The organism is Haloferax prahovense DSM 18310 (assembly GCF_000336815.1).
Lineage (GTDB): Archaea > Halobacteriota > Halobacteria > Halobacteriales > Haloferacaceae > Haloferax > Haloferax prahovense.
The window spans coordinates 199,450-220,346 of the sequence record NZ_AOLG01000009.1 but is presented as its reverse complement, the minus strand read 5'-3'; the positions used below and the strand labels follow the sequence as shown (position 1 = coordinate 220,346).

Below are 20,897 nucleotides of genomic sequence, written 5' to 3'. Positions count from 1 at the left end.
CCCCTCAAGCATAGAGCGACCAATGAGCTATCCGTGGGAAGACTGGGACCATATCACCAAAATCGACCCGGACAAGGACCTCGTCGACGGCGAGACGTTCGAAGACGTGTGTGAGACGGGCACCGACGCCCTCGAAATCGGCGGCACGCTCGACATCACAGAGGAGAAGATGGAACGCGTCATCGAGGCCACCTCGAAGTACGACGTGCCAATCTACCAGGAGCCGTCGAACCCCGGCGTCGTCATCGACGACGACGCGCTGGACGGTTACCTCATCCCGACGGTGTTCAACGCGAGCGACTCGTTTTGGATCACCGGCGCGCACAAGGAGTGGGTCCGCATCGAAGACGGCCTCGACTGGGACCGCACCCACACCGAGGCGTACATCGTGTTGAACCCCGAGTCGTCGGTCGCCGAGTACACCGACGCCGACACCGACCAGTCCGCCGAGGACGTGGCCTCGTTCGCTCGCGTCGCCGAGAAGATGTTCGGCCAGAAGATCATCTACGTCGAGTACTCCGGCACCTACGGCGACCCCGAGAAGGTCGGCGCGGCGCACGACGCGCTCGACGAGGCGACGCTGTTCTACGGCGGCGGTATCCACGACTACGACACCGCCTATGAGATGGGCCAGCACGCGGACGCGGTCGTCGTCGGCAACCTCCTGCACGACGAGGGCGTCGACGCGGTGCGCGAGACGGTCGAGGGCGCGAAAGACGCGACGGCCGAACTCGTCGCGGAGTAATCCCCACGGGCGCGGGTTCCTCTTCTACGCCGACTCCATCGACTCGGCCGACCCCGAGCTCACGCCGCCAGCGTGTGACTGCCGAGACGCATCGACGTCGAGCACCGACGCGTTCGGCGCGCCGCGACCGAGGAGCGTCGCCGACGCGACGAGAGAGTAGAACGACGCGGTCGCGGCGAGCGCGGTACCGACGGCCGGCACCGCGGCGCAGAGGGCGACGAGCAGGCCGACCACGAAGCCGACGAGCGCGACGCCAGAGGCGACGCCGATAAACGAGCGGTCGAACGCGAGGTCGCGCGTGACTGGAATTGCCGCGACGAGCGACCCCTCGCGGGCGATGGCGACCGTGGCGGCCACCGAGAGATACGAACCCATCAGTGCCGCGAGGCCGGCCGCGACGAGACCGACGGTTTCGAGCGTAGAGAGGCCGAGGAGCCCGAGTATCGCCGGATTGGTCGCATACGTGAGCATCGCAAGTGAGGGTCCGGAACCCGGAAGGGCGACGGTCGCGAGGCCGATTGCGGGGAGTTGGAACGCGACGAGCGCGGCCGAGAGACGAGCGCCGTCGGCGACTATGTCGGTGTAGTCGTCGAACGACGGGAGCGCGGTCGCGTCGCGGTCGCCCGCGCGAACGAGGCGGACCACGTAGCCCGCAAGGAGAACGCCCGCGAGGGGCGTGACGAACGACGCGAGCGTCGTGAGGACGCCGACGACGGTCGTGTCGAACGAGGTGTCTTCGGCGAGCGGGAGGGCGAACGCGGCTTCGAGGTCTGAAACGTCCATGTCCGAGGCGAGGTGGCCGCGGGTTCGGATATAAACCTCAGCATCGGAGCCGTCGCGGTGGAAGGGAGAAGCGATTCACTCCTCGTCGGTCGGCTCACCCTCCCAGTAGCCGACGGCGGCGTCTCGGGGGAAATAATCGTTGAGCGTCCGGGCGTTCTTGTCGCCGCCCGGCGGCGCACCGCAGAACACTCCGACTTTGCCGGAGTCCGGATAGACCGTCACGTCGGGGTGGTTCATCGTCGAGAGCGCGAGGTACCGGAGCGGTTCGTCGCCGTCGTTCTCGATTTGTCTCGCGTAGTCGGCCCCGGCGGGGAGTGCGACGTAGGTATCCGCTTCGAGGTCGAGGTCGGCCGCGCCCTCTCGTGTCCGGAGCGTGCCCGTTCCGGAGAGCACGTACAGCGCCTCTTCGTTGCCTTCGTGGTAGTGGGTCGGCCACGGGCGCCTCCCCGGCGGGACCTCGTAGAGCGAGCAGCCGAGGTCGCGGCCGCCGGCGCGTTCGGCGAGTCGCTTCCGGCGGAACGCGAATCGGTCGCCCCGCTCGCTCTCGGACCAGTCGAGGTCGGCGACGCGGGCGGCGTTGGGTGCCGGGCCGGACTCCGGGGAAGCGTCCGCGTCGGTTCGCGGTTCGTCCGCCGGCGCGTCCGGTGAGTCGGGAGCCATACCGGGTGGACACGCGCAGCGAACTAAGTACCACGGTACCACAGACCCCGTCAACGCGTGCCTCGTATCGTCCCGCTTCTCGGTGGGTTCGACACTCGAACGCGTCCGAGCGAGGCGAAGACACGATGTTTAAGACGAACGGTCGGGAACCACGTCGTATGCGAAACCGAACGTACACGGCCGACGCCGAACCCGGTGACACGGTCACCGTCGCCGGCTGGGTCCACGAAGTTCGTGACCTCGGCGGCATCGCGTTTCTGATTCTCCGGGACACCTCCGGCAAGATTCAGGTCAAGTTCGAGAAAGACGAGATGGACGACGACCTCGTCGAGACGGGTCTCGGCGTCCACCGCGAGAGCGTCATCTCCGTGACCGGCGAGGTCGCAGAGGAGCCCCGCGCGCCGACGGGCGTCGAAGTCACGCCCGAGAGCCTCGACGTCATCGCCGAGGCGGAGGCGCAGCTCCCGCTCGACCCCTCCGGCAAGGTCGACGCCGAGCTCTCGACGCGCCTCGACAACCGCACGCTCGACCTCCGCAAGGACGAGGTCAAGGCCATCTTCGAGATTCGCGCCGAGGTCCAGCGCGCCGTCCGCGAGCAGTTCCGCGACCTCCGCGCCACCGAGATCAACACGCCGAAAATCGTCGCCACGGGGACCGAGGGCGGCACCGAGCTCTTCCCCATCACGTACTTCGGCAAGGAAGCGTTCATGAACCAGTCGCCGCAGCTGTTCAAGCAGCTGATGGTCGGTTCCGGACTCGAACGCGTCTTCGAGGTCGGCCCCATCTTCCGCGCCGAAGAGCACAACACGCCCCGCCACCTCAACGAGGCGACCTCCATCGACTTCGAGTCGGCGTTCATCGACCACACCGAGGCGATGGACGTGTGCGAGGCCGTCGTCAAGGCCGGCTACGAGGCCGTCGAAGAGAACTGCCAGGACGAACTCGAAGCGCTCGGTCTCGAAGACGAGTTCGAAGCGCCGTCCGGCGAGTTCCCGCGGCTCAGCTACGAGGAGGCCATCCAGCGCATCAACGCCACGGGCAAGCTCGACGAGCAGCTCGTCTGGGGCGACGACCTCCCCACCGAGGGCGAGAAGGCGCTCGGCGAGGACGTCGGCGAGCACTACTTCATCACCGACTGGCCCAGCGAGATCAAGCCGTTCTACATCAAGGACCACGACGACGACGAGACGCTCTCGACGGGCTTCGACATGATGCACCCGAACATGGAGCTCGTCTCGGGCGGGCAGCGTGAACACCGCTTCGACCACCTCGTCGCCGGCTTCGAACAGCAGGGCCTCGACCCCGACGCGTTCGAGTACTACACGAAGATGTTCAAGTACGGCATGCCCCCGCACGCCGGCTTCGGACTCGGCGGCGAGCGACTCATCATGACGATGCTCGGACTGGAGAACATCCGGGAAGCGGTGCTGTTCCCACGAGACAGACAACGCCTGAGTCCGTAGACGAAGGCGTTTCTGCGAGTGGGTGCTCGTCGGACGAACGACGTGAGTCCGACGGTGTTCCCGCGCGACCGGCAGCGCCTGTCGCCCGAGGCGACGGCGCAACACGAGCGCGGGAACAGGGAGCAACGCGAAGCGTTGCGAGTGAGTTCCCGCGTGATCGCCAGCGTCTGAGCCCATAAGGGCGAAGACGCACCCACCGACGCGACCCATTTTTTGCGAAACAGTCGTTATCTCCCGGACACGTTAGAACACCATGCACGAACGTCGTCGTCGCGGAGGAGACCGATGACCGACCCGAAGCGAATCGTCGACGACGCCATCGACGACGCGGGCGACGACGAGGACTCGGCGCTCGAAGAACTGGTCGCCGGCGTCGTCATGGGGCTCATCTTTCTGGTCGGATTCGGCCTACTCGCGCTCGGAGTGTCGTGGTTCTGGGTCGTCTTCCCGGTCGGCTTCGCGGGCGTGCTCCCCGCCGCGATAGCCCTCGCTCGCATCTACGAGTCCCGTCGCGGCGACGACGCGGCCGAGTCGATGACGACCGAGACCGAAGACGCGCTCGAAACGCTCCGGCGGCGCTACGCGACCGGCGAACTCTCCGAAGAGGAGTTCGAGGCGAAAGTCGAGCGGCTGTTGGAGACGGAGACGGTCGCGGACGCTCGCAAAACGGCGGAATCGCGGCGAACGACCCGTGAGGACGAAGCGACCGAATACGAGCGTTCCTGAGTCAGACTCGGTATGAACGCGGACGCGACGAAACGCAACACCGTTAACCGACCCCCGTCGTAGAACGACCGATGAGCGACGACGCGACGGCGTTCGTGCCCGGCCACGTCACGGGCTTTTTCAGCGCCCACCCCGCCGACGACCCGGCGGTCGCCGGTTCCCGCGGCGCGGGGCTGACACTCTCCCACGGCGTCACCGTGACGGTCGAACCGGCACCGGAGACCACCGTCAGTCTCGACGGCGAGGCGGTCGAGATGCCGCCCGTCGCGGACGTGCTTCGGTCGCTCGGCGTGACGGCCACCGTCGACGCGGAAAGCGACCTCCCACTCGGCGCGGGCTTCGGCGTCTCGGGCGCGATGGCGCTCGGGACGGCGCTCGCGGCGAACGCGGTGTTCGCCTGCGGCCGGTCGGAGAACGAACTCGTCACCCTCGCCCACGTGGCCGAGGTCCGCGCGGGGACCGGCCTCGGCGACGTGGTCGCGCAGGCCCGCGGCGGGATGCCCGTTCGGGTCGAACCCGGCGCGCCGGCCCACGGCCGGATGGACGGCGTCCCCGCGCGCCCCGAAATCGAGTACGTCGCGTTCGGCGGGCTCTCGACGGCCGACGTGCTGTCCGGGGACACCACCACACTCACCGCCGCCGGGGAGACGGCCCTCGAAGCACTCCGCGCCGAGCCCACGCTCGACCGATTCGTCGCCGAGTCGCGGCGGTTCGCCCGCGACGCCGGCCTCCTGACCGGCGGCCGGGTGGAGACCGCCATCGACGACGTGCGCGCGGCCGGTGGCGACGGCTCGATGGCGATGCTCGGCGAGACGGTGTTCGCGGTCGGGACGGGGCTGTCGGACGCCGGCTACGACCCAGAGCGCTGCCGCGTCCACCCCGCCGGCGCGACGCTGCGGAGCGAGTAGGCGGCCGCGAGGCCTCACCGAGCGGTCGGGGGCGTTGCGGAATCCCGCCCGCCCCGATGAGAAAACGTGTTACTGTCGCGGCGACGACCCACCACCAATGAGCGACATCGAGATTCCCGAGAGCCACCCGAGATACCAGTCGCTTCTCACCCGCCACCGCATCGAGGAGGGCGTCGAGAAGGGTATCACGAGCCGGCAGGGACTCATCGCGCAGGGGCGCGGCGAGGCGTTCGATTACCTCCTCGGCGAGCGGACGATTCCGAGCGCGGACGAGGCCGCGCGGGCGGCCGCGGCGCACCTCCTACGCGCCGACCAGCCGGTTATCTCGGTCAACGGGAACGTCGCGGCGCTCTGCCCCGGCGAAATCGTCGAACTCGCGGCGGCCGTCGACGCCGACATCGAAGTCAATCTGTTCAACCGAACCGACGAGCGCATGCGAGCCATCGTCGAGCACCTGCGCGACCACGGCGCGGACGAGGTGAAGGGACTCACCGCCGACGGGCGGATTCCGGGCATCGACCACGAGCGCGCGAAAGTCGACGCCGACGGTATCGGGAGCGCCGACGTGGTCGTCGTCCCGCTGGAGGACGGCGACCGGGCCGAGGCGCTCGGCGCGATGGATAAAGTCGAAATCGTCGTCGACCTCAACCCGATGTCGCGGTCGGCGCAGGTCGCCACGGTCCCCATCGTGGACAACATCGTGCGCGCCGTGCCGAACATCACCGCTCACGCCCGCGACCTGCGGGACGCCGGTGCGACGCGCGAGGAACTGGAAGCCATCGTCGCCGAGTTCGACGCCGACGCCGCTCTCGACGCCGCCGAGCAGGCGATTCGAAGCGGAAGCGACGAGTGAGAACTGGGAGCAAGATTATTGCTGGGTGACACGAGACGTGTCGATATGGACCGTCAGCGAATTCTCGCGGTCGTGATGGCAGTCGCTGGCTTCGGAGCCGTGGTCGCCGGCATTCACCAGGAACTGCTCCACGTCGCACCCGGATACGACGGGTCGATAACGACGGGATGGGACGGTCAACTCAACCACGAGGAGAACCTGCTAGCGCGACTCGGGGGCCTCGGTGTCGTCGGGGCGCTGGCCGCACTCCGGTGGAAGTACGCCGCAGTCGTCCCAGTAGTAGTCGGTGTCGTCGAAGTCGGCTATTCGCTCGTTGCCGTGTCCCACTACGTCCGGGACCCGGGACTCTACACCACGGTCCAAACGTTCGACGGGACGACGCGATTTGTCCTCGGGGCGGAACCGTTCTTACTCGTCGGCGGCGGCCTCCTGTTCCTCGGTGCCGGCTTCGTCGCGTGGCGAACTCACGGTGAGCGCCCCGCATCACACGATGCGGCGACAGAGGCGTCCTCACACGCGTAGTCGCCCCACGAGGACTCGCGGCGGTCCGGCGGCCGCGACGGGAGGGACCCAGCAAAATCCCATACCCGCCGAACCGTAGCGCTCGTCACTCGTCACATCCCTCGGTTCGGCGTGCGGCCCCCTCCCCACAGAAAGTATTTCCACGTTGACAAGCATAGCGACGAGCATGCCCTCCACCGATTCGAGCGCGCCCGACGAAGTCGGGGTGACGGACGTACAGGACGCGTCGGCTGACGACACGGCGGACGATGACCACGAGAGAGAAAAGACGATTCTGGACCGCCTCGTCGACGTGCTGTGGATTCTCCCGTGGTGAGCGCCGCTATCCGAATCCGCTCACCAGCACCGCGAGCCACTGCGCCGGGTCGCGTCGCCGGCGCACCTCGACCGCATCGACCCACTTGACCCACTGGAAGCCGCGTCGGTTCGGCGCGACCAGTCGGAGCGGCGCGCCGTGGCCGTGCGAGAGCGGTTCGCCGCCGACCCCGGTCGCCAACAGCATCTCTCGAGCCTCCGCGATGGGGAAGGACCACCGAAAGCCCGTCACCGACCGGACCGTCACCCACCGCGCTGACGAGTGAACACCGGCGCTATCGAGCGCGTCGCCGAGTCTCACGCCGGTCCAGTTCTGCTCGGTGTACCACCCGCTCGTGCAGTCCAAGAGGACCGACCGCGTCTCGTCGGGCGCGAGGTCCGCCCGGTCGAGTTCGAGCGGGCGGTCAACTAACCCCGCGACCGAAAGGGACCACGAGTCGGGGTCGACGGGGTCGGGGTCGTCGGCGACCCAACTCGTCACCGGAAAGGCGTCGTTGCCCTCGCCGGGCGGGAGCGGCCGCGACCCGGTGAATCGGCGACCGACGCCGCGGAGCGCCCCAACCGTCTCGGTCGCCCGGTAGCTCGCCGCGCCGAAGACGAGTATCGCGCCGTACTGGAGCGCCCGGCGTCGCTCCGCGAAGTCGACCGCGCGGGGCGCGCGGAAGCGCGACCGGAGGTGGACGAGAAGGACTGGAATGACGAGCAGGCCGAAGCCGATGTGGACGTTGAGAAGCGTCCAGAAGGCGATTCGGACCTCGACGCCGAGCACCCACGCGATGCCGGTTCCGAGTGCCGCGAGCGCGACGACCGCGAGGAGAATCGAGACGGCTGTGTGGCGGTCCCGGAGCCGCGAGTCGATGACGCGGTGGCGGACCCGATAGAGTTTGAAGCCGACGAGCGCGACCAGCGAGAGGCCGGCGACGCCGTGGACGACGAACAGGAGACCGTTGGCCGGGTGGCCGGCCCCGAGGCTCAGCACGCCCGAGAGCGTCTCGAAGACGACGAGCGCGAAGATGGACCAGTCGACCGCCCGCGGCGGCGGTTCGAATCGCCGGAGCGCGCGGGTCGCGCGGCTTGCCATGAGAAGTGATAGCGTTTCGAACGGGAATAGGGTGTCGAGAGAGGCGGCGAGAACGGAGCCGAGTGCGAAACGGAGACGGAGACGGAGACGAGCGCGAAAACCGAGCGACGGCTCAGTTGTCGGCCGTCAGCGCCGCGGGAAGGTCCGCCGGGAGGCGGTCGCGGTCGTGTTCCGCCTCGAAGTCGAGGTCGGGACCGACGCCGTAGATGCGCTTGGGGTTGATGTCGCCGTGGCTGACGAAGTAGTGCCGGACGATGTGGTCCATGTTGACCGTCTTTGCGACCCCCGGAAGCTGGTAGAGTTCCTTCGTGTAGTTCCAGAGGTTGTCGTACTCGTGGATGGCCTTCTTGTTACATTTGAAGTGCGTGTGGTAGACGTGGTCGAAGCGAATCAGCGTCGCGAACATCGCGATGTCCGCCTCGGTGAGCACGTCGCCGGCGAGGAACCGCTGGTCGTCGAGGACCTCGTCCCAGTGGTCCAGCGCGTCGAACAGTTCCTCGACGGCCTCCTCGTAGGCTTCTTGGGTCGTCGCGAATCCGGCGCGGTAGACGCCGTTGTTGACCGGCTCGTAAATCTCGTCGATGAGGCGGTCGACCTCCTCCTCGTAGCCGTCGGGGTTGAGGTCCGCGTCGTGCTCGGCGAGGGGGTCGAACGCCTCGTCGAGCATCCGCATGATTTCGCGTGACTCGTTGTTGACGATGGTCTCGCGCTCTTTGTCCCACAGCACGGGCACGGTGACGCGTCCGGTGAACTCGTCGTCGGCGCGGAGGTAGATGTCGCGGAGGAACTCCTTGCCGTACAGCGGGTCCGGGAGGTCCTCGGAGAACTCCCAGCCGTCGTCGATGCGGACGGGTTCGACGAGCGACAGCGAAATCGCGTCTTCGAGGCCCTTCAGCGCGCGCGTCATCGCGGTGCGGTGTGCCCACGGGCACGCCCGGCAGATGTAGAGGTGGTATCGCCCGGCCTCGACCGGGAACCGCTCGTCCTCGCCGACCCAGTTGCGGAAGTCGGTCGTCTGGCGCTCGAACTCGCCGTCTTCGTTGTTGGCGACGAACTTGTCGGTTCGCCACTCGCCTTCGTAGAGCATGTTCATGCTACCACGACCTGGAGTGCTTGCATGTCCGTTCGTTGGGACGTGAACACCAAAAGTTGGGAGGCGACATCGGTGTAACCGGCCGGCGATGGGGGACTAGAGACGCGCGCGCCACCTCGTGTAAGAAAGTCGTCAAAATCGACACAGCCCCGTGTGATTCGATTATACAGTCTCTTTCTCACGACTAACCCGATGACTGTCAGTTTGAGAAAAAGTCATCATAGATTATGGCAATTGTTGGTACGTCACATGGTGGTACTAGACATTGAGACGGAGGATGGACAGCGCGAGGCGCTTCGCCGGATGCTCACGATACGGGCGTTCGACACGAAGGCGGCCGACCTATTCAGCGACGGCGAACTCCCCGGGTTCGTCCACCTCTACGTCGGTGAAGAAGCGGTCGGGGTCGGCGCGTGTTCGGCCCTCGAATCGGACGACTACATCACGAGCACCCACAGGGGACACGGCCACTGTATCGCCAAGGGACTCGACCCGGACCTGATGATGGCCGAACTGTTCGGGAAGGCCAACGGCTACTGTAACGGCAAAGGCGGGTCGATGCACATCGCGGACGTCGACGCGGGGATGCTCGGGGCGAACGGCATCGTCGGCGCGGGGCCGCCACTGGCGACAGGTGCCGCGCTCACGTCGCACCTGAAAGGAGAAGACACCGTCGCGCTGGCGTTTTTCGGCGACGGCGCGGTCGCACAGGGACAGGTCCACGAGGCCATCAACCTCGCGGCGACGTGGAGCCTCCCGGCGGTGTTCCTCGTCGAGAACAACCAGTACGGCGAGGCGACGCCCGTCGAGAAACAGCACAACGTCCAGAACCTCAGCGAGACCGCGGAGGCGTACAACATCCCCGGCTTCACCGTCGACGGGATGGACATCACCGCGGTCTACGAGGCCGTCAAGGAGGCGCGCAAGCGGGCCGCCGACGGCGAGGGACCGACGTTCATCGAGGCCGAGACGTATCGGTACCACGGCCACTTCGAGGGCGACCAACAGCCGTACCGGACCGAAGAAGACGTGGCGATTTGGAAGGACCGCGACGCCATCGAGTCGTTCAAGCGACGACTCGTGGACGCGGGGGCGATTACCGAAGCCGAGTTCGACGAGATGAAAGCCGAAATCCACCAGCAGATCGAAGACGCCGTGGGGAAGGCGAAGGAGGCGGCGTACCCGGACCCCAGCGAGGCGTACGAAGACATGTTCAACGCGGCCGTCCCGGAGATTAGCGACTTCTCCAGCGGGATGCGGGCCGACGGAGGTGAGAACCGATGAGCACCGAGACCAGCAGCGGAACCGGCCCGGACCAGACGAAGGAGATGACCATCCGCGAGGCGATTCGACTCGCCCTCCGCGAGGAACTCGAACGCGACGACGACGTGTTCGTCATGGGCGAGGACGTCGGCAAGTTCGGCGGCGTCTACGAGGTCACGGGCGACCTCGTCGAGCAGTTCGGCGAGACGCGCGTCCGCGACACGCCCATCAGCGAGGCCGGCTTCATGGGCGCGGCGGTCGGCGCGGCGGCGACCGGGACGCGGCCGGTCGTCGAAATCATGTTCTCGGACTTCATCGGCGTCTGCTCCGAGCAGATAATCAACCAGATGGCGAAGAACCGCTACATGTTCGGCGGTAAAACGGAGATGCCCGTCACCGTCAGAACGACCGAGGGCGGCGGGAGCGGCGCGGCCAGCCAGCACTCCGGGACGATTCACACGTGGTTTGCCCACTTCCCGGGCGTGATGGCCGTCGCGCCCGCGACGCCGGCGTCCGCAAAGGGCCTGTTGAAGTCGGCCATCCGGTCGGACGACCCAGTCATCGTCTTCGAGAACAAGCAGATATACGAACAGAAAGGCGAGGTGCCGCTCGACGAGGACTTCACCATCCCAATCGGCACCGCGAGCGTCGAGCGCGAGGGCGAGGACGTGACCGTCGTCGCCACCCAACGCATGGTCGGCGAGTCGCTCGAACTCGCCGAGGAACTCGCGGGCCAGACGAGCGTCGAGGTCATCGACCTCCGGTCGCTCTACCCGATGGACACCGACACGCTGGTCGAGAGCGTCGGAAAGACCGGCCGCCTCGTCATCGCCGACGAGAGCCCGCTGTCGTACGGAACTCACGCCGAGGTGGCGACGCGCGTCATGGAAAACGCGTTCTACAGCCTCGACGCCCCCATCCAGCGGGTCGGCGTCGCCGACGTTCACATCCCCTTCAGCCCCGCGCTCGAAGAGGAAGTGCTCCCCAGCGGCTCCGACGTGGAGGCCGCAATCAACCGCATCGTGTAAGTGACGACCACTATCGGGCTCGTCGTCAACCCCGCCGCGGGCCGCGACATCCGCAGACTCACCGGCGGCGCGAGCGTCAGTAACAACTACGCGAAACGCCGCACCGCGGGCTGCGTCCTCGCGGGACTGACGCTCGTCGACGACGTGGAGGTGCTCGTCATGCCCGACAGCACGGGGCTCGCCGACCGCATCGTCGACGACGCGCCCGACGACCTCGGCGTCGAGTTCGTGGACATGACGGTCACCGCGTCGGGACGGGACAGCCGAGCGGCCGCGGCCCACTTCGCGGACCACGCCGACGCCGTCGTCGTCCTCGGCGGCGACGGCACGACGCGAGACGTGGCCCAGACCATCGGCGACGTGCCGGTCGTGAGCATCTCGACGGGGACGAACAACGTCGTCCCGACGCCCGTCGACGGCACCGTTGCGGGCGCGGCCGCCGGCCTCGTCGGAAGCGGGGCCGTCCCCACCGCGGAGGCGACGACGCGCCACGGAACCATCGAGGTCGACGTCGTCCGGTCTGAAGAGACGACGGTCATCCGCGGACTCGCGACCGTCGGCGTGCTCGACCGACCCTTCGTCGGTACACGGGCGATTCTCGACCCGAGCGACATCGTCGGCGGCGTCGTCTCGCGCTCGTCGCCCGCGGAAATCGGGCTCTCGGGCATCGCCGGCGGCCTCGTTACGCACCGACCGGACGACCCCGGCGGCGTCGGCTTCCGACTGGCCCGTGCGGGCGAGAACGAAGCGACCGCCCCAACGACGGTCAGGGCGATTACCGTCCCCGGAACCCTCTCGACGGTCGACGTGGCCGAACACCGCGTCCTCGACGACCGTGAGGACTACGCGTTCGAGGTGGACCGCGGGGTCATAAGCGTCGACGGCGAGCGAGAACACGAGGTTCGGGACGGGACCGTCCGCCTCCGTCCGGTGAGCGACGGCCCGCGACTGGTCGACGTCGAGTCGGTCCTCGAACGGGCTGCCGACGAGGGACGCTTCAGGCTCGGGTGAGCCTCTTTCACCGCCCGCCGGCGGCGATGACGAGCGACCACGGGTTCTCGACGTGTTCGACGAGCGTGCCGAGCATGCGGGCGGCGTCCGCCCCGTCGACGATGCGGTGGTCGAACGACAGCGAAAAGGAGATGACCCGCCGGACGGTCACGTCGCCGTCGTCGGTCGGCACGGCCTCCCGGCGAATCGTGTTGACGCCGAGGATGGCGACCTGCGGCGGGTTGATGACCGGGTCGAACGACTCGACGCCGAGGACGCCGAGGTTCGAGACGGTGAACGTGCCCCCGGAGAGGTCGTCCATCGTGAAGTCACCCGACAGCGCCCGCTGGGTGACCTCGGCGCGGGTCTCGGCGAGTTCGGCGAGCGACAGCGAGGCCACGTCGCGGACGACCGGTGCGATGAGTCCCTCGTCGATGTCGACCGCGACGCAGACGTTGTGTTCCCCGTGGAGCCTGTGGACGCCGTCCTCGAAGGTCGCGTTGAACGCGGGGTGTTCGTCGAGCGACGCCGAGAGCGCGAGCAGCAGCACGTCCGTTATCGACACGTCCACGCCGAGGGCGTCGTCGGCGGCGTTCGCCGCGGCGAGCAGTTCCTCCGCGTCGGCGCGCCGGTCGACCGTGACGTGGACCGCCTCGCGGTAGCTCTCGCCGAGGCGGTCGGCGATGGTGCGGCGCATCCCCGACAGCGGCCGCTCCGTCTCGACCGGTTCGCTCGCGGCGGTCGCGTCGGTCGCGTCGTCGCCGGCGGCCGCGGAGTCGGTTGCCGCCGCGCTCGCGCCGCCCGCCGCCCGCACGTCGGACTCGGTGATGCGGCCGTTCTGTCCCGTGCCTTCGACCGCTGCGATGTCGACGCCGAGTTCGCGGGCGAGGCGACGGGCGCTCGGCGGGGCGAACACGCGCTTTTCGGCCGCCGCGACCGTCGCTCCGGCGTCGTCGGTCTCGGCGGGCGTCGCGGAGTCCGCGGCGGCCTCCACATCGCTCTCAGTGATTGCCCCCTGCGGACCGGTGCCCTCGACGGCCGTGAGGTCGACACCGAGGTCGTCCGCGAGTCGCTTCGCGCGGGGCGACGCGCGGACCTCGCCGTTCCCCGACGCCCCGTCCGACCCGCTCGACCCTTGCTTCGTGACCGACGAGGCGTCGCCGGTCGCCGCCGCCGTCTCAGTCGTCTCGGTCGCGCCCGAGTCCGCCACCGCGTCGTCGGTCCCGGCGGATTCGTCGCCGCCCTCACCGACGCCCGCGTCCGCCTCCAACTGGGAGATGTCCTCGTCCGCGCCGGCGACGATGGCTAACGCGCCGCCGGGCGCTGTCGACTCGCCCTCAGCGAGAACGACACGCCGCAGGACGCCGTCTTCCTTGGCGTCAATCTCCGCCGTCGTCTTCTCCGACTCGATTTCGGCGATTGGCTCGCCCTCGGTGACCTCGTCGCCCTCCGAGACGAGCCACGCCGAGAGCTCGCCTGACTTCATCTCCAACCCCAGTTTGGGCATCTTGACTACGTACGCCATGGTAGTGACATACACAATAGAACATGATATACCTAGGTCGCCGCGGCCGCAGTCAACAGCTTTTACTACTAGGTGGTATCACTAGGTGATATGTCGTTCGACGGATTCACCGACGCGACAGAAGCACAGGTCACACGCGCGATTTCGGACTCGTGGATGGAGGAGTTCCGCGAGCGCACGGACACCGAAGTCATCGTCGTGGGCGGCGGGCCCTCCGGGCTCGTCGCGGCCAAGGAACTCGCCGAGCGCGGCGTCGACGTGACCATCGTGGAGAAGAACAACTACCTCGGCGGCGGCTTCTGGCTGGGCGGCTTCCTCATGAACAAGGTGACCGTCCGCGACCCGGCCCAGCGCGTCCTCGACGAGCTCGGCGTCCCCTACGAGGAGAGCGACGAGGCCGAGGGGCTGTACGTCGCCGACGGCCCGCACGCCTGTTCCGCACTCATCAAGGCCGCCTGCGACGCCGGCGCGAAAATCCAGAACATGACGGAGTTCACCGACGTCGTCCTCCGCGAGGAAGACCGCGTCGGCGGCATCGTCATGAACTGGACGCCGGTCCACGCGCTCCCGCGGGAACTCACCTGCGTCGACCCCATCGCGGTCGAGTCCGACCTCGTGCTCGACGCGACGGGCCACGACGCGGTCGTCCTCTCGAAGCTCTCCGAGCGCGGCGTCCTCGACGTGAACGGCATCGAACACGCCAAGGAACACAACACGGGCATGGACAAGACCGCCGACGGCGAGTACGGCGCGCCCGGCCACGACTCGCCCGGCCACGACTCGATGTGGGTCTCCGAGAGCGAAGACAGCATCGTCGACGCGACGGGCGTCGTCCACCCCGGCGTCGTCGCCTCCGGCATGGCCGTCGCCACCGCCCACCACCTGCCGCGTATGGGGCCGACCTTCGGTGCCATGCTGCTGTCCGGCCGACAGGCGGCGCAGTCCTGTCTCGACGAACTCGGCCGCGACGCGCCCGAAGTGAGCATCTCCGGGCCCGCTCCGGCCGACGACTGACCGTCTCCCGACGGTCCGATTGTCGGTTCCCCCGACGCCTCTGACACTTGTTTCGGGTCGCTCCCGACCCGTTTTCGACGTATCGCAGACTCCCCGAAAGTGACGACAGCGCGGCGCTCGGAACGCTTCTCACTCCACGACGCCCGCACGAACCCGCGCGAAGCCGAGGGCGTGGGTCGTCTCGTGAGTCACCCGACACCGCGATTCGAGCGCCCGATGGGCCGCGACGAGCCGCCGATTCAGCAGCTTCGTCGGCGAGGCGCGCATGGTGCGCGACCCCGGCGGCGCGGTGGCGCGGACGAGCGCCCGAAACACCGGGTTGAGCGGCCGCCAGCGCGGGTCGGTCGTCTCCGCGAGGTCCACGAGACAGAGTCGCCCGCCGGAGCCGACGAGGTCCGCCCACGACGAGACGACGGCCGCGGAGTCGTCGAACATCCCCGAGACGAAGGTGGCGAGGAGAGCGTCCGGGTCGTGAGGGACGCCGGCGGCGTCGGTCGGTCGAATCGGCGGGCGGGTCGCGTCGGCGCGGACGAGGTGGACCTGCGGGAACTCGCGGGTTCGCTCGCGGGCCACGTCGAGGACGCCGGGAGAGAAATCGACGCCGACGACAGTTCCCTCGGGACCGACGCGCTCGGCGAGGTACGGGAGGTTCGCGCCCGTCCCGCAGCCCATCTCGACGACCGTCTCGCCGGGGTCGAGCGCGAGCGCGTCGGCGGCTTCGGTTCTGACGCTCCCGACGCCGGGCGCGCGGCGGGCGAGCGCGTCGTACAGCGTCGCCCAGCGGGTGTAGAACGACTGGGCGACCGACGACGGGGAACGGGACTGTTCGGCTGTCATGGGACGGACCTCAGAACAGGACGCGGACCACGTCGGCGACGGCGGGCGCGTCGGGGCCGAGGATGTACGTGATGGGTTCGATGCCGTAGCCGCCGCTCTGGTAGACGACGAACGTCTCCGGCAGGTCGCGGCCGGTGAGGTGTTCGCGGACCGGGTCGGTCGGCGCGTCCGGGTCGAACTCGATGCACTCGTAGCCCGCGGCTTCGAGGTCCTCGATGACGCCCGCGTCGTAGACGATGTTGAGCGCGGCGTTCACGTCGGCACCGGCAGCGCGAGCCGAAAGCAGAACGCCCGCGACGTGGCCGCTGACGCCGAACTCGGGTTCGCCGGGGACGGTCGCCTGCCCCTTCACGTCGAAGATGCGGCCGGGGATGGCGGCCACGTCGTCGACGCTGTCGGCGTCCGGGAGCGACTCCACGAGGTTGGAGCCGACGTTCGGGATGAGCCCCGCGAAGCCGGAGGTGTTCGTGAGCATGCGGAGGCCGCGGCGGACCGACGAGCGGACCTGCTCGACGGTTCGGAGGCGACCCTCGGGGTCGTGGATGCTCCGGAAGCCGTCGTGGGAGGCGAGTTCGGGCATCTCCGCTTCGTGGAGATCGGACAGGAGGTCGCCCTCTTCGAGTTGGCGGATGAGGACCTCGGCCTCGACGAGCGCCTGCACGGGCGTCATGTCGCCGGTGGCGAGGCCGTCGCCGACGCGGGAGACGAGGTCGACGACGCGGGGGTCGGTGGCGACCCGCTCGTTCGTGGCGACCTCGCCGTGGGCGTACTTCGAGACGGCGCTCTGGCTGATGCCGAGCGCCTCGGCGACCTCCGACTGGGTGAACCCGCGGTCGCGGAGGTCCTCCGCGAGGAGCGCGCGGAACGTCGGGAGGAACGCGTCCACGACGATTTCTTCGATGAACTTCATTCGTCGCCACCGAACTCGGGGTCCGAGCTGAGCCGCGACGCCTGCGGCCCGCGCTGGCCCTGATACTTCGAGCCGCGTTCGACCCCGTAGGGGCGGTCGGCGGGCGACTTCATCTCCGTGAACACGAGCTGTGAGATGCGCATCCCGGGGGTGAGCGCGACCGGCGCGGTGCCGAGGTTCGACAGTTCGAGCGTGATTTGGCCCTCGTAGCCGGGGTCGACGATGCCGGCGGTCGCGTGGATGACGACCGCGAGGCGACCGAGGGAAGAGCGCCCCTCGACGGTCGCCAGCAGGTCGTCCGGAATCGCCACGCGCTCTTTGGTCGTGCCGAGGACGAAGTCGCCGGGGTGGAGGATGAAGTCGTCGCCCTCCGGGACGTGCGTCTCGCGGACGTACTCGGAGACTTCGTGCTCTCGGTTCGGGTGGATACAGGAGATGTTCGTGCGCTGGAACTCCAGGAATTCGGTGCCGAGGCGGAGGTCGACGCTCGCGGGCTGGACCTGCATGTCCACGTCGTCTATCGGGTCGACCACGAGGTCACCCTCGGCGAGGCGCGAAAGGATGTCCGAGTCGGAGAGTATCATACTCGAAGGGAGCGCGTCGCGGACAAGTAAATCCACCTTTCGACGGGAGACACCGCCGCGTCTCGGCGCGGAGACGACACCCCGCTCGGCGCGGCTCAGACGAGTTCGAACAGGAGGCCGACGAGGCTCAGGCCGACAGTGACGACCGCGGCCGACTCGACGTCGAGGTCGCGGGCGCGGGCCATCCCGTAGGTCCGGACGTACGTCGCCCACGCGACCGTGACGACCACGACGACCCCGCTGACGAGGCCGAACCCGGACAGCGCGGACTGCATCGCGGTGACCGCGGCCTCGGGAGTCGACGGGAGGTCGATTCGCGGGAGGGCGTAGGCGAGGTAGCCGGCGAGCGCGACGGCGCGGGCCGCGCTCGGGACCATGCCCCACGCGGCGACCGTCAGGGACTCGGCGAAGCCGCCCTCGCCGCCGACGAGCGACGTGCCGAGGTGGAGCATCGCCCCCTCGAAGAGCCAGAACAGCGGCACGCCGACGAGCATCGCCCACGGGACCCACGAGATTTCGTCCCAGACGAGGTCGCCGAGGCGCTCGTCGAGCTGTTCGGGGACCGAGGAGTCACAGCCCGCCGGCGCGTCCATGTCGGCGAACGGACCGCCCGCTTCGTAGTTTTCACACATCCACTCGGGGGCGTGCGCGGGATTGTCGACGCTGACCTGCTGGTCGAGCTGTTGGGTGAACGTGACGAGGATGCCGCCGGTGGCGGCCGCGACGACGAGCGTCACGAGCGCGACGACGGCGAGCGCCCGCTTGGTGCCGAGCGGTCGCGTCCGCGACGCGAAGTACTCGCGCGGCTTGAGGAGGGGCGTTCGGGGACCTGCCATCAGTCGAACCACGGAGATGTCGGTGAAATGTCTTCTGCCCCGCACGCGACGCCCGCGATGGGAGGACATTTACCGCGTCGGCGGGGAGTAGCGGGCATGAAACAGGCCATCGTCGCACGCGCCGACCTCGGCATGGGCCGGGGGAAGCTCGCCGCGCAGGTCGCCCACGCCTCGCTGTCCGCCTACGAGGACACCGACTCGCAGACCCGGAAGCGCTGGAAGGGCGAGGGACAGAAGAAAGTCGTCCTCAAGGCCAACGGTGAGTCCGAACTGTTCCAACTCGCCGACAAGGCCGAGCGGGCGGGCATCCCCCACGCCATCATCCGCGACGCGGGGCACACGCAGCTCGACCCCGGCACGGTGACGGCGCTGGCGGTCGGCCCCGCCGACGACGAATCGGTCGACCGCGTGACCGGCGACCTCTCGCTGTACTGATGCGCGAGGCACACCCGCTGGAGCGCGCGGTCGGCATCGACAGCTACGTGAGCGACGCCGACGGCGTCGGCGGCCGCCTTCGCGTCGCTCCCGAGGACTTCCGCGTGCGCGAACTCGAACTCGACTCGCTGAACGTCCGCCCACCGGACGCGCCGACCGGCGACTTCCCGAACCTCGTGCTCCGCGTCACTCTCCGCGGCTGGGACACCAATGACTTCGCGGGGCGGCTCTCGGACGAACTCGACGCGAGTAGAGAGCGCGTCTCGTGGGCCGGCACGAAGGACAAACACGCCGTGACGACCCAACTGTTCACCGTCAACGGCGGCGACGCCGACGACGTGCCCGAGATTCCGAACGCCGACATCGAGGTCGTCGGCCGCCTCGGCCGCACGCTGAACTTCGGCGACCTCGCGGGCAACGGCTTCCGCATCCGCGTCCGCGACCCCGAGAACCCCGACAACGCCGCGGCCGTCACCGACGCACTCGCCGAGTTCGGCGGCCGCGAGGGCCGCGTCGGCGTCCCGAACTTCTTCGGCCACCAGCGGTTCGGCAGCATCCGCCCCATCACCCACAAAGTCGGCCTGCACGTCGTCCGCGGCGAGTGGCGCGAGGCCGTGTTGGCGTACTGCGGCGGGCCGACCGAGGACGAACCCGAGGAGACACAGGCGGGCCGCGCCGTCGTCGACGAGGAAGCCGCGTCGGCCGACCCCGACTGGCACCGCGCGCTCGACCGGATTCCGGGCTACCTCGGCTACGAGCGCGGCATGCTCCACCGACTCGCCGAGGACGGCGCGGAGACCGACGAGGACTGGCGCAACGCGCTCGAATCGGTCCCGTCGAACCTCCAGCGACTGTTCGTCAACGCCGCGCAGTCCTACGCGTTCAACCGGATGCTCTCGGAGCGCCTCGACCGCGGCCTCCCGTTCGACGAACCCGTCGAGGGCGACGTGGTCTGCTTCGCCGACCGCGACGCGCCCGAGGGGCTGGAGCTCCCCGACGTGAGCCGGCTCCAGACCGCGACGGGCCGCCGCGTCGAGGTCATGGGCCGACACATCGAACGCGGCCGCGCGTTCGTCACGGCCCCGCTCGTCGGCACCGACACCGAACTCGCCGAGGGCGAACAGGGCGACATCGAGCGGGCCGTCCTCGACGACCTCGACCTCGAACCGGGCGACTTCGACCTCCCAGGCAACTTCCGGTCGACCGGGACGCGCCGGGCGATGCTCGTCCGCACCGACCTCGACGTGGACCGCGAGGGCGGCGACGGCGATGGTGACGATGGCGACGCTGGCGACGACCTCGTCTTCGACTTCGCGCTCCCCCACGGCTCGTACGCGACGGCCGTGATGCGCGAGTACCTGAAGGCCGGCCCGCTCGACCTCTGAAACGGAAATCGAGACGCGAACCTCGAAGCTACTGTTTTGCGGCGCTCGCGGCGGGGGTCGTATCTGTCCGTCGCTCGGCGTCCGCGGTGCGCGTGGTCGCGTAGCCGATAGCAGCGAACGGAAGCGAAAAGAGCGTCGCGGTGACCGCGAATCCGACCGCGAGGCCGACGGTCTCCAGCCGGAAGCCGGCAGCCTCCGCGGCCGGCGGGAAGTACGACCACGCGGGGATTGCGAACGCGAGCGCCGAGACCGTCGCGCCGAGGCGGAACCGGCCGCGGGCGCTGGCGACGCCGAGCGCGTAGCCGACCGCCAGCGGGAGCGCCAGCGTCGCGGTTCGGGCCACCGAGGGGCCGGCGACGAGCGACGCGACGACACCGCCGAGCGCCACGGGGGCCATCGCGTACAGCGACCCGGTGACGACGCCCTCGGCGTTCGAGCGACCGGCGAAGACGGCACCGCCGGCGGCGAGGAGTGCGACGCCCGCGCCGGCGACGACGACGGGTCTGTCGCGGGCGAAGACGACGACGAGCGGGACGGCCGCGGAGGCGACGAGCGCGAACGCGAGTTCGGCGGTCGTCCGCGTGTCCGAGGGGTCGCGGTGGGCGACGAACGCGCGGAAGCCCCCGGCGGCGACCCACGCGAGAACGGCGAAGAGCGCCGTCGAGAGGGGCGCCGCCCGGCGGAGGTACGAGGCGACAGCGAGACCCGTGTCGAGCGCCGACTGGCCCAGTTGCGTGGCGAGGCGGACGGTCGTCTCGGGGTCGAGCGCGAGCGCGACCAGTCCGACGAGACCGGCGAGCGCAAGCGGCGACAGCGACGCGAGAAGGGCGCGGCGGCGCATACGGAGTGGACTCTCGGACACGGGGACGAATATGTTTCGCCGGGCGAACCGCGCGCCGGGGACCGCGGCGCGGCCGCCCCGACCCGCATAAACGGCCTTT

General features: G+C 68.9%; 23 protein-coding genes. 13 read left to right on the top strand and 10 right to left on the bottom strand.

Annotated features, from left to right (window positions below; all coding sequences use genetic code 11):
* The first annotated feature begins 22 nt into the window (after positions 1–22).
* Positions 23–745 carry a phosphoglycerol geranylgeranyltransferase gene (locus tag C457_RS03545; protein WP_008092041.1) on the top strand — a complete coding sequence of 241 codons (723 nt, stop codon included), beginning with the start codon at positions 23–25 and terminating at the stop codon, positions 743–745.
* Positions 746–769: 24 nt separating this feature from the next.
* Here the strand turns inward: C457_RS03545 and C457_RS03540 are convergent, their stop codons facing one another.
* Together C457_RS03540 and C457_RS03535 are read right to left on the bottom strand one after the other, a co-directional pair.
* Complete coding sequence (locus C457_RS03540) at positions 770–1,528, bottom strand: DUF4013 domain-containing protein (protein ID WP_008092040.1); 759 nt, start codon at positions 1,526–1,528, stop codon at positions 770–772.
* 75 nt (positions 1,529–1,603) lie between these two features.
* Positions 1,604–2,188, bottom strand: coding sequence for a cupin domain-containing protein (locus tag C457_RS03535; protein WP_008092039.1), 585 nt, complete (start codon positions 2,186–2,188; stop codon positions 1,604–1,606).
* A gap of 158 nt (positions 2,189–2,346) precedes the next feature.
* On the opposite strand from C457_RS03535, the gene aspS reads away from it, so the two are divergent.
* The 6 genes from aspS (at position 2,347) to C457_RS20530 (ending at position 6,976) form a co-directional block, all read left to right on the top strand.
* Entirely contained in the window at positions 2,347–3,651 is a 1,305-nt protein-coding gene (gene aspS, locus C457_RS03530) for an aspartate--tRNA(Asn) ligase (protein ID WP_008092038.1), read from the top strand.
* Between the two features lie 285 nt (positions 3,652–3,936).
* Entirely contained in the window at positions 3,937–4,377 is a 441-nt protein-coding gene (locus C457_RS03525; protein WP_008092037.1) for an SHOCT domain-containing protein, read from the top strand.
* Positions 4,378–4,448: 71 nt separating this feature from the next.
* On the top strand, positions 4,449–5,285 hold the full coding sequence (locus C457_RS03520; protein ID WP_008092036.1) for a pantoate kinase: 837 nt from the start codon (positions 4,449–4,451) through the stop codon (positions 5,283–5,285).
* Positions 5,286–5,382: 97 nt separating this feature from the next.
* The gene (locus C457_RS03515) at positions 5,383–6,138 is read left to right on the top strand and encodes a 4-phosphopantoate--beta-alanine ligase (protein WP_008092035.1); all 756 of its coding nucleotides are present in this window, start codon (positions 5,383–5,385) and stop codon (positions 6,136–6,138) included.
* A 45-nt stretch (positions 6,139–6,183) separates the two neighbouring features.
* On the top strand, positions 6,184–6,660 hold the full coding sequence (locus tag C457_RS03510) for a hypothetical protein (protein WP_008092034.1): 477 nt from the start codon (positions 6,184–6,186) through the stop codon (positions 6,658–6,660).
* A 166-nt stretch (positions 6,661–6,826) separates the two neighbouring features.
* On the top strand, positions 6,827–6,976 hold the full coding sequence (locus tag C457_RS20530; RefSeq protein WP_008092033.1) for a hypothetical protein: 150 nt from the start codon (positions 6,827–6,829) through the stop codon (positions 6,974–6,976).
* A 6-nt stretch (positions 6,977–6,982) separates the two neighbouring features.
* Here the strand turns inward: C457_RS20530 and C457_RS03505 are convergent, their stop codons facing one another.
* Both C457_RS03505 and C457_RS03500 read right to left on the bottom strand, forming a co-directional pair.
* The gene (locus C457_RS03505; RefSeq protein WP_008092031.1) at positions 6,983–8,056 is read right to left on the bottom strand and encodes a molybdopterin-dependent oxidoreductase; all 1,074 of its coding nucleotides are present in this window, start codon (positions 8,054–8,056) and stop codon (positions 6,983–6,985) included.
* A 112-nt stretch (positions 8,057–8,168) separates the two neighbouring features.
* On the bottom strand, positions 8,169–9,149 hold the full coding sequence (locus C457_RS03500; protein WP_008092030.1) for a glutathione S-transferase family protein: 981 nt from the start codon (positions 9,147–9,149) through the stop codon (positions 8,169–8,171).
* A gap of 249 nt (positions 9,150–9,398) precedes the next feature.
* Between C457_RS03500 and C457_RS03495 the strand changes: the two genes are divergently transcribed.
* Genes C457_RS03495 through C457_RS03485 form a run of 3 tightly spaced genes read left to right on the top strand, consistent with a single transcriptional unit; the run spans position 9,399 to position 12,451 of the window.
* Complete coding sequence (locus C457_RS03495) at positions 9,399–10,433, top strand: thiamine pyrophosphate-dependent dehydrogenase E1 component subunit alpha (RefSeq protein ID WP_049913369.1); 1,035 nt, start codon at positions 9,399–9,401, stop codon at positions 10,431–10,433.
* Positions 10,430–11,440, top strand: a complete 1,011-nt coding sequence (locus C457_RS03490) for an alpha-ketoacid dehydrogenase subunit beta (protein ID WP_004044267.1) — start codon at positions 10,430–10,432, stop codon at positions 11,438–11,440. The genes C457_RS03495 and C457_RS03490 overlap by 4 nt, the downstream gene beginning before the upstream one ends.
* The gene (locus C457_RS03485) at positions 11,441–12,451 is read left to right on the top strand and encodes an NAD(+)/NADH kinase (RefSeq protein ID WP_008092022.1); all 1,011 of its coding nucleotides are present in this window, start codon (positions 11,441–11,443) and stop codon (positions 12,449–12,451) included.
* A 7-nt stretch (positions 12,452–12,458) separates the two neighbouring features.
* Here C457_RS03485 and C457_RS03480 read toward each other — a convergent pair whose 3' ends face one another.
* Positions 12,459–13,955 carry a 2-oxo acid dehydrogenase subunit E2 gene (locus tag C457_RS03480; protein WP_049913368.1) on the bottom strand — a complete coding sequence of 499 codons (1,497 nt, stop codon included), beginning with the start codon at positions 13,953–13,955 and terminating at the stop codon, positions 12,459–12,461.
* A gap of 90 nt (positions 13,956–14,045) precedes the next feature.
* On the opposite strand from C457_RS03480, the gene C457_RS03475 reads away from it, so the two are divergent.
* On the top strand, positions 14,046–14,969 hold the full coding sequence (locus C457_RS03475) for a sulfide-dependent adenosine diphosphate thiazole synthase (protein ID WP_008092018.1): 924 nt from the start codon (positions 14,046–14,048) through the stop codon (positions 14,967–14,969).
* Between the two features lie 129 nt (positions 14,970–15,098).
* Here C457_RS03475 and C457_RS03470 read toward each other — a convergent pair whose 3' ends face one another.
* The 4 genes from C457_RS03470 to C457_RS03455 form a co-directional block, all read right to left on the bottom strand.
* Positions 15,099–15,806 (bottom strand): class I SAM-dependent methyltransferase, encoded by a 708-nt coding sequence (locus C457_RS03470; RefSeq protein ID WP_008092016.1) that lies wholly within the window; start codon positions 15,804–15,806, stop codon positions 15,099–15,101.
* Between the two features lie 10 nt (positions 15,807–15,816).
* Positions 15,817–16,716 (bottom strand): thiamine-phosphate synthase family protein, encoded by a 900-nt coding sequence (locus C457_RS03465; RefSeq protein WP_008092015.1) that lies wholly within the window; start codon positions 16,714–16,716, stop codon positions 15,817–15,819.
* Positions 16,713–17,300, bottom strand: coding sequence for a dCTP deaminase (gene dcd, locus C457_RS03460; RefSeq protein ID WP_008092013.1), 588 nt, complete (start codon positions 17,298–17,300; stop codon positions 16,713–16,715). Before dcd ends, C457_RS03465 begins: the two co-directional genes overlap by 4 nt.
* 95 nt (positions 17,301–17,395) lie before the next feature.
* Complete coding sequence (locus tag C457_RS03455; protein ID WP_008092010.1) at positions 17,396–18,136, bottom strand: Yip1 family protein; 741 nt, start codon at positions 18,134–18,136, stop codon at positions 17,396–17,398.
* Positions 18,137–18,232: 96 nt separating this feature from the next.
* Between C457_RS03455 and pth2 the strand changes: the two genes are divergently transcribed.
* A complete protein-coding gene (gene pth2, locus C457_RS03450; RefSeq protein WP_008092008.1) occupies positions 18,233–18,571 on the top strand; it encodes a peptidyl-tRNA hydrolase Pth2 in 339 nt (112 codons plus the stop codon).
* Entirely contained in the window at positions 18,571–19,956 is a 1,386-nt protein-coding gene (truD, locus tag C457_RS03445; RefSeq protein ID WP_008092006.1) for a tRNA pseudouridine(13) synthase TruD, read from the top strand. The genes pth2 and truD overlap by 1 nt, the downstream gene beginning before the upstream one ends.
* Before the next feature lie 28 nt (positions 19,957–19,984).
* On the opposite strand, the gene C457_RS03440 is transcribed toward truD, so the two are convergent.
* Positions 19,985–20,797, bottom strand: a complete 813-nt coding sequence (locus C457_RS03440; RefSeq protein WP_049913392.1) for a hypothetical protein — start codon at positions 20,795–20,797, stop codon at positions 19,985–19,987.
* Positions 20,798–20,897 lie beyond the last annotated feature (100 nt).

Bases quoted from the DNA above. Each gene is read 5' to 3' on its own strand.
- C457_RS03545 (WP_008092041.1), top strand. From the start codon at position 23: ATGAGCTATCCGTGGGAAGACTGGGACCATATCACCAAAATCGACCCG.
- C457_RS03540 (WP_008092040.1), bottom strand. From the start codon at position 1,528: ATGGACGTTTCAGACCTCGAAGCCGCGTTCGCCCTCCCGCTCGCCGAA.
- C457_RS03535 (WP_008092039.1), bottom strand. From the start codon at position 2,188: ATGGCTCCCGACTCACCGGACGCGCCGGCGGACGAACCGCGAACCGAC.
- aspS (WP_008092038.1), top strand. From the start codon at position 2,347: ATGCGAAACCGAACGTACACGGCCGACGCCGAACCCGGTGACACGGTC.
- C457_RS03525 (WP_008092037.1), top strand. From the start codon at position 3,937: ATGACCGACCCGAAGCGAATCGTCGACGACGCCATCGACGACGCGGGC.
- C457_RS03520 (WP_008092036.1), top strand. From the start codon at position 4,449: ATGAGCGACGACGCGACGGCGTTCGTGCCCGGCCACGTCACGGGCTTT.
- C457_RS03515 (WP_008092035.1), top strand. From the start codon at position 5,383: ATGAGCGACATCGAGATTCCCGAGAGCCACCCGAGATACCAGTCGCTT.
- C457_RS03510 (WP_008092034.1), top strand. From the start codon at position 6,184: ATGGACCGTCAGCGAATTCTCGCGGTCGTGATGGCAGTCGCTGGCTTC.
- C457_RS20530 (WP_008092033.1), top strand. From the start codon at position 6,827: ATGCCCTCCACCGATTCGAGCGCGCCCGACGAAGTCGGGGTGACGGAC.
- C457_RS03505 (WP_008092031.1), bottom strand. From the start codon at position 8,056: ATGGCAAGCCGCGCGACCCGCGCGCTCCGGCGATTCGAACCGCCGCCG.
- C457_RS03500 (WP_008092030.1), bottom strand. From the start codon at position 9,149: ATGAACATGCTCTACGAAGGCGAGTGGCGAACCGACAAGTTCGTCGCC.
- C457_RS03495 (WP_049913369.1), top strand. From the start codon at position 9,399: ATGGTGGTACTAGACATTGAGACGGAGGATGGACAGCGCGAGGCGCTT.
- C457_RS03490 (WP_004044267.1), top strand. From the start codon at position 10,430: ATGAGCACCGAGACCAGCAGCGGAACCGGCCCGGACCAGACGAAGGAG.
- C457_RS03480 (WP_049913368.1), bottom strand. From the start codon at position 13,955: ATGGCGTACGTAGTCAAGATGCCCAAACTGGGGTTGGAGATGAAGTCA.
- C457_RS03475 (WP_008092018.1), top strand. From the start codon at position 14,046: ATGTCGTTCGACGGATTCACCGACGCGACAGAAGCACAGGTCACACGC.
- C457_RS03470 (WP_008092016.1), bottom strand. From the start codon at position 15,806: ATGACAGCCGAACAGTCCCGTTCCCCGTCGTCGGTCGCCCAGTCGTTC.
- C457_RS03465 (WP_008092015.1), bottom strand. From the start codon at position 16,716: ATGAAGTTCATCGAAGAAATCGTCGTGGACGCGTTCCTCCCGACGTTC.
- dcd (WP_008092013.1), bottom strand. From the start codon at position 17,300: ATGATACTCTCCGACTCGGACATCCTTTCGCGCCTCGCCGAGGGTGAC.
- C457_RS03455 (WP_008092010.1), bottom strand. From the start codon at position 18,136: ATGGCAGGTCCCCGAACGCCCCTCCTCAAGCCGCGCGAGTACTTCGCG.
- pth2 (WP_008092008.1), top strand. From the start codon at position 18,233: ATGAAACAGGCCATCGTCGCACGCGCCGACCTCGGCATGGGCCGGGGG.
- truD (WP_008092006.1), top strand. From the start codon at position 18,571: ATGCGCGAGGCACACCCGCTGGAGCGCGCGGTCGGCATCGACAGCTAC.
- C457_RS03440 (WP_049913392.1), bottom strand. From the start codon at position 20,797: ATGCGCCGCCGCGCCCTTCTCGCGTCGCTGTCGCCGCTTGCGCTCGCC.